This window comes from Serratia sp. LS-1 (assembly GCF_003719595.1).
Classification (GTDB): domain Bacteria; phylum Pseudomonadota; class Gammaproteobacteria; order Enterobacterales; family Enterobacteriaceae; genus Serratia; species Serratia ureilytica.
This window is the reverse complement of sequence record NZ_CP033504.1, coordinates 3,347,768-3,360,603: the sequence shown is the minus strand read 5'-3', so window position 1 is coordinate 3,360,603 and position 12,836 is coordinate 3,347,768. Positions and strand designations below refer to the sequence as shown.

The following is a 12,836-nucleotide window of genomic DNA, read 5'->3' as shown; positions in this document are numbered from 1 at the left end:
TTTGCGTCAATACTTAGCGCTGTTCAATTCTCACAAGGAGTCATCATGTTCTGGAAACGTTGTCTGTTGGGCGCGGCGCTGGCCGTTATGTCGTTACAGGCCGGCGCCGCCGCGCCGCAGGCCAAAACCCCGACGCCGGGATTTTACCGCATCATGCTGGGCAGCTTTGAAGTGACCGCGTTGTCCGACGGCATTATTCGCCTGCCGGCGGATAAGCTGTTACTGGGCCGTACGCCGCAGCAGATCGCCGCCGGGGTAGCCGAGCAGCATCAAAGCCTGCCGGTGGTCACGTCGGTCAATGCTTATCTGATCAATACCGGCGACAAGCTGGTGATGATCGACAGCGGCGCCGGCCAACTGCTGGGCGACGGCCTGGGCAAGCTGGTGGATAACCTGCGTGCGGCGGGCTACCAGCCGGAGCAGGTGGATGAGATCTACCTGACCCACATGCACCCGGACCACCTCGGCGGGCTGACGCACGACGGCAAGGCGGTATTCCCCAATGCGGTGGTGCGCGCCGCCAGCCAGGACGCGGACTTCTGGCTAAGCGCGGACAAACTGAAACAGGCTAGCGCGGGCAGTAAAAGCAACTTCGAAAGGGCTCAGGCGGTGATCAAGCCGTATCAGGCGGCCGGCCACTTTAAGCCGTTCAGCGGCGACGGTGAGCTTTCCCCGGGCATTGCCGCCTTTGCCGCCCACGGCCATACGCCGGGGCATAGCGTGTATCAGGTGACCAGCCAGGGCCAGAAGCTGTTGCTGCTGGGGGATCTGATCCACGTGGCGGCGGTGCAGATGCCGCATCCGAAGGTGGCTATCAGCTTTGATAATGACGCCAAGGCGGCGGTCGCTCAGCGGCTGCGGATATTTGGTGACAGCGCGCGGCAGAGCGAGCTGGTGGGGGGCGCACACCTGTCGTTCCCGGGGTTGGGGTATTTGAACCGCCAGGGCGACGGTTACACTTGGGTGCCATTGAACTACGGCGCGCTGTAATGGCGATGGCCGCCCAACGGGCGGCCATCGTAAGCGCCTTGGGGACATTGTTCGATAATTTGGGATGATGATGCCAGAGAATCGGGGCTTATTCGCCGTGATAAAGAGTGCATGATTAACGTTACCCTCGTCGTTTTCTTTAAGGATCTCCCGATGAATCAGAAAACTCCCTCCGTCGCCATCGTCACCGGCGCATCGCGCGGTATCGGCGCGGCCATCGCCGAGCGTCTGGCCGCCGATGGCTTCACCGTCATCATCAACTATTCGGGCAACCCGGCGCCGGCCGATGAGCTGGTGCGCAAGATTGAACAGGGCGGCGGCCGCGCCTTGAGCGTCAAAGCCGACGTCAGCGATGCATCTGCGGTCGCCCGCCTGTTCGACAGCGCCGAACAGGCGTTTGGCGGCGTCGACGTGCTGGTCAATAACGCCGGGGTGATCGCGCTGGCGCCGGTGGCGGACATGCGTGACGAAGACGTGGATCGCCTGCTCGACATCAATCTGAAAGGCAGCTTCAATGCGATGCGCGAGGCGGCGAAGCGCCTGCGCGACAATGGCCGCATCATCAACTTCTCCTCCAGCGTGGTGGGGTTGCTGCAGCCGGGGTACGGCATGTATGCCGCCAGTAAGGCGGCGATCGAAGCGCTGACCAGCGTGCTGGCGAAAGAGCTGCGCGGCCGCAATATCACGGTGAACGCCGTCGCGCCGGGACCGACCGCCACCGGTTTGTTCCTCGACGGCAAAACCCCGGAGCTTATCGAGCGGCTGGCGAAGATGGCGCCGCTGGAGCGCCTGGGCACGCCGGACGATATCGCTGCGGCGGTGGCCTTCCTCGCGGGGGCCGACGGCGGTTGGATCAACGGCCAAACCCTGCGCGCCAACGGCGGCATCATCTGATTGACGACGCGCCGCCGCAGGATCGGGTATCCTGTGGCGGAACTCATCACATCAAGGGCAGCGTATGACGGGCGACAATCAGCAGTTTCATCCCGGCGTCAGGTCGCCCTGCGTCAGCCTGTGCCGGATTGACGACGAAACCCAGCAGTGCCGCGGATGCCGGCGCACGCGGGCGGAGATCGCCGCCTGGCCGACCGCCAGCGATGCGGAGAAACGCGCTATCTGGCGGCGGCTAGAGCCGCGTCAATCGGTGAAATAATCCTCTGCATTATTGCGCTGCCAGACTGCATGTAGCACAATTGAGCTACATGTGATTGACCGACGTTAGGAGCGATTATGTCGACGACGACCATTCGTATTCCAGATGAGCTTAAAGCCCGAGTCGCTGCCGTCGCCGAGCAGGTTGGCGTAACGTCTCACAGCTTTATTTTGCAGGCAATAGCGGAGAAAACGCAGCAGGAAGAGTTGCGCCGCGACTTTGAGAATGAAGCGGAAAAACGCTATGCCAAGATAATTGCGACGGGAGAGACGGTCTCTTGGAAAGAGATGCGCGGTTATTTGGAAAATTACGCAGCGGGTGATACTGCCGCTGTCAAACCTCCGGTTAAAAAATTGGGGCGCTGATGGCAAATGTCGAGTTGGCGCCAGAGGTCAGGGATGATATCGAACGTATTCTCGCTCATTTGGCTCAGTATGGCGCTGCGGATTCAGGGCGGCGCATTCAGGAAATCATCCAGGCAATTGCGGTATTGGAACATAATCCATTGATCGGACGGTCCCTTGGCGCAGGGCTGCGTGAATTGATTATTGGGCAGCAAGCTCGCGGTTATTTGGCGCTCTACAAATACATTCCTGATATCGATACGGCGTTTGTTCTGGCGATCCGCAGTCAGAAAGAACAAGGGTATTGAATGCACGATACCGGCCTGAAAGACCGGCATCGCTGTCATGTCCTCAGAAATCCCAGTCCTCATCCTCGGTGTTGACCGCCTTGCCGATGACGTAGGACGACCCTGAACCGGAGAAGAAGTCGTGGTTTTCGTCGGCGTTCGGCGACAGCGCCGACAGGATCGCCGGGTTGACCTCCGCCATCGCCGGCGGGAACAGCGCTTCATACCCCAGGTTCATCAGCGCTTTGTTGGCGTTGTAGTGCAGGAAGGTCTTCACGTCTTCCGTCCAGCCGACGCCGTCGTACAGTTCCTCGGTGTAGCGCACCTCGTTGTCGTACAGGTCCTGCATCAGATCGAAGGCGAAATTTTTCACCTGTTGGCGCCGTGCGGCGTCCACTTTCTCCAGCCCTTTCTGGAATTTATAGCCGATATAGTAGCCGTGCACCGCCTCGTCGCGAATGATCAGGCGGATCAGATCGGCGGTGTTGGTCAGCTTGGCGCGGCTGGACCAGTACATCGGCAGGTAAAAGCCCGAATAGAACAGGAACGACTCGAGGAACACGCTCGCGACTTTTTTCAGCAGCGGATCGTCGCTGCGGTAGTGCGCCAGAATGATGCCGGCTTTCTTCTGCAGCGCGCGGTTTTCCTCGCTCCAGCGATAGGCGTCATCCACGTCCGGCGTTTGGCACAGGGTAGAGAAGATTGAGCTGTAAGAGCGGGCGTGCACCGCCTCCATAAAGCTGATGTTGGAGTACACCGCCTCTTCGTGCGGCGTCAGCGCATCGGCGATCAGGGCCGGCGCGCCGACGGTGTTCTGGATGGTGTCCAGCAGCGTCAGCCCGGTGAACACCCGAATGGTCAGCTGCTGCTCCTTCGGCGTCAGCGTGGCCCAGGAGGGGATATCGTTGGACAGCGGCACCTTCTCCGGCAGCCAGAAGTTGGAGGTCAGGCGGTTCCACACCTCCAGATCCTTGTCGTCTTCGATGATGTTCCAGTTGATGGCGCGCACCAGCGGCGCCGATGTTACGGTCGTCATAAGTTGCCTCACAGCGCGCAGGACACGCAGCCCTGCACCTCGGTGCCTTCCAGCGCCATCTGGCGCAGGCGGATGTAGTAAATGGTTTTGATGCCTTTGCGCCAGGCGTAGATCTGCGCGCGGTTGATGTCGCGGGTGGTGGCGGTATCGCGGAAGAACAACGTCAGCGACAGCCCCTGATCGACGTGTTGCGTCGCGGCGGCATAGGTATCGATGATTTTTTCCGGGCCAATCTCGTAGGCATCCTGGTAATACGCCAGGTTGTCGTTGGTCATGTACGGTGCCGGGTAGTAAACGCGGCCGATCTTGCCTTCCTTGCGGATCTCGATGCGCGAGACGATCGGATGGATGCTGGAGGTGGCGTTGTTGATGTACGAGATGGAGCCGGTCGGCGGCACCGCCTGCAGATTCTGATTGTACAGCCCGTGCATCATCACCGACTGGCGCAGCGCGCGCCACTCGTCGCGGCCCGGAATAGCGATGCCGGCGGCGGCGAACAGCTCGCGCACCCGCTCGGTTTGCGGCAGCCAGTCGCGTTCGGTGTACTTGTCGAAGTACTCGCCGCTGGCATAGCGCGAGTGCTCAAAGCCGTCGAACGTGCCGCCGCGTTCGATCGCCAGCCGGTTCGAGGCACGGATGGCGTGATAGGCCACGGTATAGAAATAGAGATTGGTGAAGTCGATGCCTTCTTCCGAGCCGTAGAAGATGCGCTCGCGCGCCAGGTAACCGTGCAGGTTCATCTGGCCCAGACCGATGGCGCGGGCGCTGCGGTTGCCTTCGGCGATCGACGGCACCGAGCGGATATCGCTCATGTCGGCCACCGCGGTCAGCGCGCGGATCGCGGTCTCGATCGCCTTGCCGAAGTCCGGCGCGTCCATGGTTTTGGCGATGTTCAGCGAGCCGAGGTTGCAGGAGATATCCTTGCCGATGCGATCGTAGCTCAGATCTTCGTGATAGGTGCTGGCGCGGTTGACCTGCAGGATCTCCGAACACAGATTGCTCATATTGATGCGCCCGGCGATCGGGTTCTCCCGGTTGACCGTGTCTTCGAACATGACGTAGGGGTAACCGGATTCGAACTGGATCTCTGCCAGCACCTGGAAGAACTCACGCGCGTTGATGCGCGACTTGCGGATGCGCTTGTCATCCACCATCTCGCGGTACTTCTCGCTGACGGCAATCTCCGAAAACGGCACGCCATACACCCGTTCGACATCGTAGGGCGAGAACAGGTACATCTCTTCGTTGTTCTTCGCCAGCTCGAAGGTGATGTCCGGGATCACTACCCCCAGCGACAGCGTCTTGATGCGGATCTTCTCGTCGGCGTTTTCCCGCTTGGTGTCGAGAAAACGCAGGATGTCCGGGTGGTGGGCGTTGAGATACACCGCGCCGGCCCCCTGACGCGCGCCGAGCTGGTTGGCGTAGGAGAAGGCGTCTTCGAGCATTTTCATGATCGGAATGACGCCGGAGGACTGGTTCTCGATGCGCTTGATCGGCGCGCCCACCTCACGAATATTGCTCAGCATGAAGGCCACGCCGCCGCCGCGTTTCGACAGCTGCAGCGCGGAGTTCACCGCCCGCCCGATCGATTCCATATTGTCTTCGATGCGCAGCAGGAAGCAGGAGACCAGCTCACCGCGCTGGCGTTTGCCGCAGTTGAGGAAGGTCGGCGTGGCCGGCTGGAAGCGGCCCGAAATCATCTCTTCCACCAGATCCTGCGCCAGTGCGGTGTCGCCCGCCGCCAGCGTCAGCGCCACCATGCACACCCGGTCTTCGTAGCGTTCCAGATAGCGCTTGCCGTCGAAGGTTTTGAGTGTATAGCTGGTGTAGTACTTGAAGGCTCCGAGGAAAGTCTCGAAGCGGAATTTTTTGGCGTAGGCCTGCTGGAACAGCTGCTTGATAAACGGGAATTCGTACTGCGCCAGCACCTGCGGCTCGTAGTAGCCTTCTTCCACCAGATAGCGCAGCTTTTCCTCCAGGTTATGGAAGAACACGGTGTTTTGGTTGACGTGCTGCAGGAAGTAGTGCCGCGCCGCCAGCCGATCTTTATCGAACTGGATCCGGCCTTCCGCATCGTAAAGATTGAGCATCGCGTTGAGCGAATGGTAATCCAGCGCGCCCGTCTCGGGCCTGGTCAGTTCTGTCGTTGCCAAAATGCGGTTACTCCCTGTCTAACGTTTTCAACGTCTTGCGTAGTGCCGAGCAGCTCGAAGCGGTACAAGAAAGGCACCTGGCATTTTTTGGCGATGATGTCGCCGGCGATGCCGTATGCTGCGCCGAAGTTGGTGTTCCCGGCGGCGATGACGCCGCGCAGGTATGAACGGTTTTGCGGAACGTTGAGAAAGCGGATCACCTGGATCGGCACCGCGCCGACGGCGCTGCCGCCGCCATAGCTGGGCACGATCAAGATATAGGGCTGTTCCATCAGCAATTTGCTGCGGGCGCCGGCGATCGGAATGCGGATCGCCGGCAGGCCCAGTTTCTCAACGAATCGGTGGGTGTTCTCCGAGCTGCTGGAGAAATAGACCAGCGGATTCATCGTCGGGCCTCAGCAGGTGAGCGCCAGCGCGCCGATTTTGTCCGGCCGGAAACCGGCCCAGTGATCGTCACCGGCGATAATCACCGGAACTTGCTGATAACCTAAGGATTTAACGTGGTCCAGCGCCTGCGGATCTTGAGTGAGGTCGATCACCTGATAATCAATCCCCTGTTTATCAAATGCGCGATAGGTGGCGTTGCACTGGACACAGTCCGGCTTACTGTAAATAATAATGCTCATGATTCGCATTTACCTTTAAGCTGAGGGAAAGGCGGACAAGTCAGAGAACGGAGCATTGTTCCTGGCGTTTCTGACGGCGTTATCAGCCGAACAACATTCCCTGCGGCTGATAGATAAAATACTATATGTTGATATTTGTTTTATCAACCACGCTATATATGGTGTTTTGTCGGGTTTTGCGCGCAGGCCGCGCCGGGGCTGGAAAAGGCGAGGGGAAAAATTTTTGCGGGTGTGAAATTCCCCCTCAGAGTCAAGAGGGGGAGGCGAGCGCATTACTGACGCATGCTGACGGCCAGCCGGTTGAAGGCGTTCATGATGCTGATGGCGAAGGTCAGATCGGCGATCTCGGTATCGCTGAAGTGCGCCTTCAGCGCCTCGAAAGCGCTGTCCGGCGCGCCGGTGGCGGCGATCAGCGTAACCGACTCGGCCCACTCCAGCGCCGCGCGTTCACGTTCGCTGAATTCATGGCTGACGCGCCAGCCCGCCAACGTATCCAGCTTGGCATGGCTGAAGCCGCTTTCGCGCAGCGCTTTGCCGTGCATGTCCAGGCAGTAGGCGCAGCCGTTGATCTGCGAAACGCGCATAAACATCAACTCGATGGTCGCTTTGTCCAGGGCGCCTTTCTCCAGCGCCATCAGCGCGCTCACCATATTTTTGTACGGGGCGGGCGCCAGCTCGGCATAGTTCAAACGTTGCTTAATCATGGTCAACCTCAATCGATAGTAACGAAATCATGGCGCTACTTTAGCGGCCTTATGGTCTATGCTATAGGGCCATAAAGTGATTATTTAACCGGGCCATGATGCCGCCGTTCCTGACTTCATTGCGGCTGGACAGCCGGCTCGCCGAGCCACTGTACCGGCAGATTTACCAGCGGATTAAAGACGCCATCACCCAGGGCAGCCTGGCGGCGGGCAGCCGGCTGCCTTCGGTGCGCGGGTTGGCGAGCGATTTGGGCGTGGCGCGCGCCACGGTGGAAAGCGCCTACGCGCAACTTATTGCCGAAGGTTTCTTGCAGAGCCGGGGGCAGGCGGGCACCTATGTCTCGCCGCAGTTGCCGCACATGCCGCCGGGCGCAATGCCCGCTATGCCGCCGTTGGCGACGATAGCGCCCGATCCGCTGCAGCCGCAGGGCATGCTGCAGCCTTTCCAACTGGGCGTGCCGGCGCTGGATGCGTTTCCCCGCGCGCTGTGGCAGCGCATTGTCGCCCGCCAGCTGCGCGGTTCCACGGCGGCTTCCCTGGCGCTGCCGCCGGCCGGCGGCCTGCCTGAACTGCGTGAGGCGATCGCCCATTATCTGCATTTGTCGCGCGGCATCAGCTGCCGGCCGGAGCAAATTTTCCTCTGCGCCGGTTATCCGGCGTTGCTGGACTGGGTGACGGAGACGCTGTTGCACGCCGGCGACGCGGTATGGATAGAAGATCCCGGCTATCCGGTCACGCGCCCGCTGCTGCGGGCCGCCGGCGTCAGACCGGTCGCCGTGCCGGTGGATGAACAGGGCATGGACGTGGCCGCCGGTATTCTGACGGAGCCTGAGGCGCGGCTGGCGGTGGTGACGCCGACCCATCAAAGCCCGCTCGGCGTCTCGCTCAGTCTGGCGCGGCGGGTGGCGCTGCTCGACTGGGCGCAGCAGCGCGGGGCCTGGATCCTCGAGGATGACTACGACAGCGAGTTTCGCTATCACGGGCGGCCGCTGCCGCCGCTGAAGAGCCTCGATGTTCAGGGGCGGGTGCTGTACGCCGGCACCTTCAGCAAAACGCTGTTCCCGGCGCTGCGCATGGCTTATTTAGTGGTGCCCGTCGGCCTCACGGAGGCCTTTGCGCGCAGCAGTCGGCTGCGCGGCTGCGGTTGCCCGCCGCTGCTGCAGGCCGGCGTGGCGGATTTTATCCGGCAAGGGCATTTCTATCGCCACCTGAAACGCATGCGGCCGTTGTACCGCCAGCGGCGCGAGTGGCTGACGCTGGCGTTGGAGCGGCAGCTGGGGGCGTGGCTGACGACGGTGCCGCAACAGGGCGGCATTCAGCTGTTGGCCCGGCTGCGCGACGGCTTGGCGGATGCGCCGTTGGCGGCGCAAGCCTGGCGACAGGGGCTGGCGGTGCAGGCGTTGTCGGACTGGCGAATCGACCATCCGGCGGGGCAAGGGTTACTGCTGGGGTTCGCCAATTTCAGCCGGCGAGAGGAGGCGGAGCGGGCGGTACAGGGGCTGGCGCAGCTGTTTCGCTAAAATTAAACGGCCCGCGATTTCCGCGGGCCAGACGCACATCTGTTTTATCTTTATGACTGCAGGGGTGTTAACGCCGGGCTAGCAGCACGCCGAGCACGATGCCGACGGCGGCACCGATCCCTACGCCCTGCCAAGGTTTGTCACGCACATAGCTGTCGGCTTGATCGACCGCGTCGCGCGCATGTTGTGTCAGACTGGTGGAGCCGTTGAATCGCGCTCGCGCGTCGCGCAGCACGCCTTTCGCCTTGCTGTGCAGCTCTTTCAGTTCCTCTTTGGTCTTGTCACCGGACTCGCGCAACACTTCATCCAGCGTATCGGCCAACAGAGTCACATCCTGATCGATATCGCGTTCTGTTCTTTCCGCTTTCTTAAACATTCAGCTCTCCATTTCGACACATGTCTTTTAAGTGTAGACCATGCCGAGATTTGTGTGGCCGATCACGGAAAAAAACCGCCGTCACGCAGGTGTTTGCCGGCACCTGGGCTTTGTACATTTGGTTACTCGGCGAAACCAATCACTCACGGAAACGGCCGTTTGATTCCACTAGTATCTGTTTCAACGGCTCCACCGGAGCTTACCGAAACAACACTCTGAGGATTTAAAGATGAAAAAAGTATTAGCGCTGATCGTTGCTGCCACTATGGGTCTGTCTTCTGTTGCTTTCGCTGCTGATACTGCAGCTACTGCTCCGGCTACCACCACCGCGCCAGCTGCGACCACCACTACCGCTGCGCCAGCGGCTGCTGCTGAAAAAGCGCCAGCTAAAGCAACGCACCACAAGAAAGCCAAGCACCACAAAAAAGCGCCAGCCCAGAAAGCTCAGGCCGCTAAAAAGCACCACAAAAAAGCGCCAGCTCAGAAAGCCCAGGCTGCTAAAAAACACCACAAAAAAGCGCCAGTGCAGAAAGCTCAGGCCGCTAAAAAACACCACAAAAAAGCGCCAGTGCAGAAAGCTCAGGCCGCTAAAAAACACCACAAAAAAGCCGGTAAAAAAGCTTAATTAAGTGATGTTTGCGGAACCGACAAGGTTCCGCACTCTACAGCCCGTATTCCAGACACCCGGTCTTTCCGGGTGTCTTCTTTTGAGGCTACTCACGATGATCCATCGCTATCTGTTTGAAGTCATTTTCAGCGCGGTAACCCTGTGCGGGGTGATCGTCGGTTGGGAACTGTTTCTGGCCGGCAGCTTCCTGTAATTATTGCGCCGCGGCGGTTTCGTGCAAATGCCGCCAGCCGAGCGCGTCGGGCAGGCGTTCAAACACCACCGTGGAGTAGCGCAGCGTGGCGCTTTGCCCCGGCAGGCTCTGTTTTTCCCGGTAGCTGACTACCGCGCCAGTCGGCCATTCGGCCACCAGCTTCATCTCTTCTATCTCGATTTCCAGTCCCGGTTTGGCGGCGCGATGCGCGCGGAAAAAAGCGCACAGCGCGGTGAAATCCAGCGGGGCGCCGTTCAGCGCGATCATGCTGAAATCCGGCGTAAAGCGCGCCAGCAGCGCTTGCTCCTCTCCGGCGCCTTTGCCCAGCCAGCGTTCAATGGCGATGTGGGCGTCGATCACTTCGGTAAAATACGGGTTCATAAAGCATCCTGTTGAGCATTGAGTTGGCGCACGATGGCGCGGTTGGCGAGGCGCAGACACAGCAACAGCGGGATAAGTGCGCTGGCGCCCGCCAGAATGAAGCAGGTTCGGTAAGCCGCCGCGGGCGGCAACACGGTCAGCAGCAGATTCAGCAGCAGGCTGAGCAGCGCCACGCCGAGGCAAAAACTGAGCTGGCGGTTGATATTCCACAGTGCGCTGGCGTCCGCCAATTGGCCGTCGGGGATCTGCAGAAACGCGCTGCTCTGCGCGGTGCTGCTGCACAGACTGCCGCCGAACCCCATCAGGGTGAAGGCGGCGATCTGCAACGCGTGCTGCCCGGCCTGATCGATCTGGGCCAACGTCAGCATGCCGGCGCCTTGCAACAGGCAGCCGGCGATCAGCAGCGGCCGCGGGCCGAGGCGATTAAAGCTTTTGCCGGTCAACGTGATGGCCAGGAACGACGCCAGCGCCCAGGGCAGCATCAGGCCGCCGACCTGCGCGGCGGGCATCCCCAGCTGGTTTTGCAAATACAGCATCGCCACCAGGCTGACGCCGATGAACAGGCCGGGAATGCACAAATAAACCGCCATGGCGTTGCGCAGCAGCGGATCGCCGACCAGCCGCAGGTTCAGCAGCGGCTGCGGGGTGCGCAGGCTATGGCGCAGATAATAGGCCAGCACCAGCAGCCCGGCGGCCAGCAGCGCCGCGCCGGAAACCTGATGACCGGCTTCGCTCAGCCGGGTCAGGCCGAGCAGCAGCAGCGTCAGCGCCGCGCAGGCGCTCAGTAATCCTGTCGCGTCGAGCGGTTTGCACGCCGCCGTCGGCGTTTCCGCACGTAGCCACAGCGCCGCCAGCGCCAGGGCCAGGGCCGCCAGCGGCAGGTTGGCGAAAAACACCCAGCGCCAGTCCAGGCTATCGACGAGCCAGCCGCCCAGCGCCGGTGACAGCGCCGGCGCCAGCAGCCCCACCAACATGATGGCGGCCGACAGCCCGGCGCGTTCATGGCTGCGGTACAGCTGATAGGTCAGCGTCTGGCCGATGGGGATCAGCAAACCGCCGCCCATGCCCTGCAGGGTGCGCCAGCCGATCAGCGCGCCGATGCTGTCGGCGTTGCCCGCGCCGAGGGTGGCCAGCATGAACAGCGCCAGCGAGAGCAGAAACACCCGCCGCCCGCCGATGCGCTGCGCCAGCCAGGCGCTGAGCGGGATCACCAGCGTCAGGCCGAGAATATAGCCGTTGCTGACCCACGCCAGCTGGCTGACCGACGCCGCCATCGCCTGGCCGATGGCGGGGTAGGCGACGTTGGCGATAAACATATTGATCAGATCGACGAAAAAGCCGAGCAGATAGACGATTGCCACTTTGCTGCGATAAGACATGGTGCCTCCGGTTGAAGGCGAGCAGTGTATCGGGGGGAAAAGTGCGGATAAATCGGCGGCGGGCGATTACACTGTCAAAATGATTTTGACAATAAGGGCGGCGAAATGCTGAATTTGCAGCGTCTGGCGATCTTCGCGGCGGTGGTGGAAGCGGGCAGCTTTACCGCGGCGGCGGCGGCGCTGGGGCAAACCAAGGCGGTGGTGAGCTTTAACGTCAAGCAGCTGGAGAATGAGCTGGGGGTGTCACTGCTGGCGCGCAGCACCCGCCGATTGTCGCTGACCGATGCCGGCGAACGCTTCTACCAGCGCAGCCTGCAGCTGTTGCAGGAGGCCGAGAACGTGCTCGACGACGTGCGACGCGATCATCACGGGCTGAGCGGCGTGCTGCGTATCACCAGCACGCCTGAGTATGGCGCGCAGGTCGTGGTGCCGGCGCTGGCGGCGTTTTCGCGGCAGCATCCGCGCCTGCGCATCCAGCATGTGTCTTCCTCTTATCATGCCGATCTGATCTCTGAGCGCTTCGACGTGGCGATCCGCCTGGGCCAGCTGGCGGATTCCAGCCACCGCGCGGCGCTGATCGACAGCTTCGCCATCTTTCCGGTGGCGGCGCCGAATTATCTGGCCGAGCGGCCGATTCATTCGCTGACGGATCTGGCGCAGGCGCAGTGGATCGCCCACAGCCGGCTCAGTTCGCCCCTCAGCTGGCAGGTGGTCACGCCGCAGCGCGACGCGGTGCTGTTCAAGGTCGCGGATGCGGCGACGCTCACCGGCGACAGCGCCGCCGCATTGCTGGCGTTCGCCCTGCATGGCGCCGGGGTAGCGCTGCTGCCGGCGTGGCTGGCGCAGCCCGACATCGACGCCGGCAGGCTGCAACGGTTGCTGCCGGATCACCGTTTCCCCGAGCAGAGCATCTATGCGCTCTACCCGAACACGCGCCACGTGCCGGAGAAGGTGCGGGCGTTTATCGATTTTCTGCGTGCGCGGGTGGCGGCAAACCGTTAGCGAGATAATAATTCGTTATCACTCTCTCATTTATCATCAAATCTCGTCGGGGTATGCTGGCAAT

At 61.2% G+C, this 12,836-nt stretch carries 16 protein-coding genes; 8 read left to right on the top strand and 8 right to left on the bottom strand.

Annotated features, from left to right (window positions below; translation table 11 throughout):
- The first annotated feature begins 45 nt into the window (after nt 1-45).
- From EDY99_RS16145 to EDY99_RS16125, 5 genes are all read left to right on the top strand, one after another.
- Nucleotides 46-990 carry an MBL fold metallo-hydrolase gene (locus tag EDY99_RS16145; protein ID WP_033644153.1) on the top strand — a complete coding sequence of 315 codons (945 nt, stop codon included), beginning with the start codon at nt 46-48 and terminating at the stop codon, nt 988-990.
- 153 nt (nt 991-1,143) lie between these two features.
- The gene (locus EDY99_RS16140) at nt 1,144-1,884 is read left to right on the top strand and encodes an SDR family oxidoreductase (protein ID WP_042785246.1); all 741 of its coding nucleotides are present in this window, start codon (nt 1,144-1,146) and stop codon (nt 1,882-1,884) included.
- 64 nt (nt 1,885-1,948) lie between these two features.
- Complete coding sequence (locus tag EDY99_RS16135; RefSeq protein WP_046687704.1) at nt 1,949-2,143, top strand: DUF1289 domain-containing protein; 195 nt, start codon at nt 1,949-1,951, stop codon at nt 2,141-2,143.
- Between the two features lie 77 nt (nt 2,144-2,220).
- Complete coding sequence (locus EDY99_RS16130; RefSeq protein WP_033639547.1) at nt 2,221-2,508, top strand: CopG family ribbon-helix-helix protein; 288 nt, start codon at nt 2,221-2,223, stop codon at nt 2,506-2,508.
- Nucleotides 2,508-2,795, top strand: a complete 288-nt coding sequence (locus EDY99_RS16125; protein WP_033639548.1) for a type II toxin-antitoxin system RelE/ParE family toxin — start codon at nt 2,508-2,510, stop codon at nt 2,793-2,795. The genes EDY99_RS16130 and EDY99_RS16125 overlap by 1 nt, the downstream gene beginning before the upstream one ends.
- Nucleotides 2,796-2,838: 43 nt before the next feature.
- Here EDY99_RS16125 and nrdF read toward each other — a convergent pair whose 3' ends face one another.
- The 5 genes from nrdF to EDY99_RS16100 all read right to left on the bottom strand — a co-directional run bounded on the left by nrdF (nt 2,839) and on the right by EDY99_RS16100 (nt 7,293).
- A complete protein-coding gene (gene nrdF, locus EDY99_RS16120) occupies nt 2,839-3,810 on the bottom strand; it encodes a class 1b ribonucleoside-diphosphate reductase subunit beta (RefSeq protein WP_033639549.1) in 972 nt (323 codons plus the stop codon).
- An 8-nt stretch (nt 3,811-3,818) separates the two neighbouring features.
- Nucleotides 3,819-5,963, bottom strand: a complete 2,145-nt coding sequence (nrdE, locus tag EDY99_RS16115) for a class 1b ribonucleoside-diphosphate reductase subunit alpha (RefSeq protein WP_072022510.1) — start codon at nt 5,961-5,963, stop codon at nt 3,819-3,821.
- Complete coding sequence (gene nrdI, locus EDY99_RS16110) at nt 5,945-6,349, bottom strand: class Ib ribonucleoside-diphosphate reductase assembly flavoprotein NrdI (protein WP_004928930.1); 405 nt, start codon at nt 6,347-6,349, stop codon at nt 5,945-5,947. The genes nrdE and nrdI overlap by 19 nt, the downstream gene beginning before the upstream one ends.
- A gap of 9 nt (nt 6,350-6,358) precedes the next feature.
- Nucleotides 6,359-6,589: a redoxin NrdH gene (locus EDY99_RS16105; RefSeq protein WP_033644148.1), complete on the bottom strand. Its 231-nt coding sequence runs from the start codon at nt 6,587-6,589 to the stop codon at nt 6,359-6,361.
- 272 nt (nt 6,590-6,861) lie between these two features.
- Entirely contained in the window at nt 6,862-7,293 is a 432-nt protein-coding gene (locus EDY99_RS16100) for a carboxymuconolactone decarboxylase family protein (protein WP_015378864.1), read from the bottom strand.
- Nucleotides 7,294-7,388: 95 nt separating this feature from the next.
- Here EDY99_RS16100 and EDY99_RS16095 point away from each other — a divergent pair, with 95 nt between their 5' ends.
- Entirely contained in the window at nt 7,389-8,813 is a 1,425-nt protein-coding gene (locus tag EDY99_RS16095) for a PLP-dependent aminotransferase family protein (protein WP_123061927.1), read from the top strand.
- A gap of 67 nt (nt 8,814-8,880) precedes the next feature.
- On the opposite strand, the gene EDY99_RS16090 is transcribed toward EDY99_RS16095, so the two are convergent.
- Nucleotides 8,881-9,189 carry a YqjD family protein gene (locus EDY99_RS16090; RefSeq protein ID WP_004928950.1) on the bottom strand — a complete coding sequence of 103 codons (309 nt, stop codon included), beginning with the start codon at nt 9,187-9,189 and terminating at the stop codon, nt 8,881-8,883.
- 229 nt (nt 9,190-9,418) lie between these two features.
- Between EDY99_RS16090 and asr the strand changes: the two genes are divergently transcribed.
- A complete protein-coding gene (gene asr / locus EDY99_RS16085; RefSeq protein WP_123061926.1) occupies nt 9,419-9,814 on the top strand; it encodes an acid resistance repetitive basic protein Asr in 396 nt (131 codons plus the stop codon).
- A gap of 196 nt (nt 9,815-10,010) precedes the next feature.
- On the opposite strand, the gene EDY99_RS16080 is transcribed toward asr, so the two are convergent.
- Together EDY99_RS16080 and EDY99_RS16075 are read right to left on the bottom strand one after the other, a co-directional pair.
- Nucleotides 10,011-10,391 (bottom strand): DUF4440 domain-containing protein, encoded by a 381-nt coding sequence (locus EDY99_RS16080; RefSeq protein WP_004928958.1) that lies wholly within the window; start codon nt 10,389-10,391, stop codon nt 10,011-10,013.
- Complete coding sequence (locus EDY99_RS16075; RefSeq protein WP_123061925.1) at nt 10,388-11,770, bottom strand: MFS transporter; 1,383 nt, start codon at nt 11,768-11,770, stop codon at nt 10,388-10,390. Before EDY99_RS16075 ends, EDY99_RS16080 begins: the two co-directional genes overlap by 4 nt.
- A gap of 105 nt (nt 11,771-11,875) precedes the next feature.
- Between EDY99_RS16075 and EDY99_RS16070 the strand changes: the two genes are divergently transcribed.
- On the top strand, nt 11,876-12,772 hold the full coding sequence (locus tag EDY99_RS16070) for a LysR family transcriptional regulator (protein ID WP_033644145.1): 897 nt from the start codon (nt 11,876-11,878) through the stop codon (nt 12,770-12,772).
- Nucleotides 12,773-12,836 lie beyond the last annotated feature (64 nt).

Coding starts and splice junctions, on each gene's coding strand:
- EDY99_RS16140 (WP_042785246.1), top strand. CDS start 1,144: ATGAATCAGAAAACTCCCTCCGTCGCCATCGTCACCGGCGCATCGCGC.
- EDY99_RS16090 (WP_004928950.1), bottom strand. CDS start 9,189: ATGTTTAAGAAAGCGGAAAGAACAGAACGCGATATCGATCAGGATGTG.
- EDY99_RS16075 (WP_123061925.1), bottom strand. CDS start 11,770: ATGTCTTATCGCAGCAAAGTGGCAATCGTCTATCTGCTCGGCTTTTTC.
- EDY99_RS16105 (WP_033644148.1), bottom strand. CDS start 6,589: ATGAGCATTATTATTTACAGTAAGCCGGACTGTGTCCAGTGCAACGCC.
- nrdI (WP_004928930.1), bottom strand. CDS start 6,349: ATGAATCCGCTGGTCTATTTCTCCAGCAGCTCGGAGAACACCCACCGA.
- asr (WP_123061926.1), top strand. CDS start 9,419: ATGAAAAAAGTATTAGCGCTGATCGTTGCTGCCACTATGGGTCTGTCT.
- EDY99_RS16125 (WP_033639548.1), top strand. CDS start 2,508: ATGGCAAATGTCGAGTTGGCGCCAGAGGTCAGGGATGATATCGAACGT.
- nrdF (WP_033639549.1), bottom strand. CDS start 3,810: ATGACGACCGTAACATCGGCGCCGCTGGTGCGCGCCATCAACTGGAAC.
- EDY99_RS16130 (WP_033639547.1), top strand. CDS start 2,221: ATGTCGACGACGACCATTCGTATTCCAGATGAGCTTAAAGCCCGAGTC.
- EDY99_RS16080 (WP_004928958.1), bottom strand. CDS start 10,391: ATGAACCCGTATTTTACCGAAGTGATCGACGCCCACATCGCCATTGAA.
- EDY99_RS16145 (WP_033644153.1), top strand. CDS start 46: ATGTTCTGGAAACGTTGTCTGTTGGGCGCGGCGCTGGCCGTTATGTCG.
- EDY99_RS16070 (WP_033644145.1), top strand. CDS start 11,876: ATGCTGAATTTGCAGCGTCTGGCGATCTTCGCGGCGGTGGTGGAAGCG.
- EDY99_RS16135 (WP_046687704.1), top strand. CDS start 1,949: ATGACGGGCGACAATCAGCAGTTTCATCCCGGCGTCAGGTCGCCCTGC.
- EDY99_RS16100 (WP_015378864.1), bottom strand. CDS start 7,293: ATGATTAAGCAACGTTTGAACTATGCCGAGCTGGCGCCCGCCCCGTAC.
- EDY99_RS16095 (WP_123061927.1), top strand. CDS start 7,389: ATGATGCCGCCGTTCCTGACTTCATTGCGGCTGGACAGCCGGCTCGCC.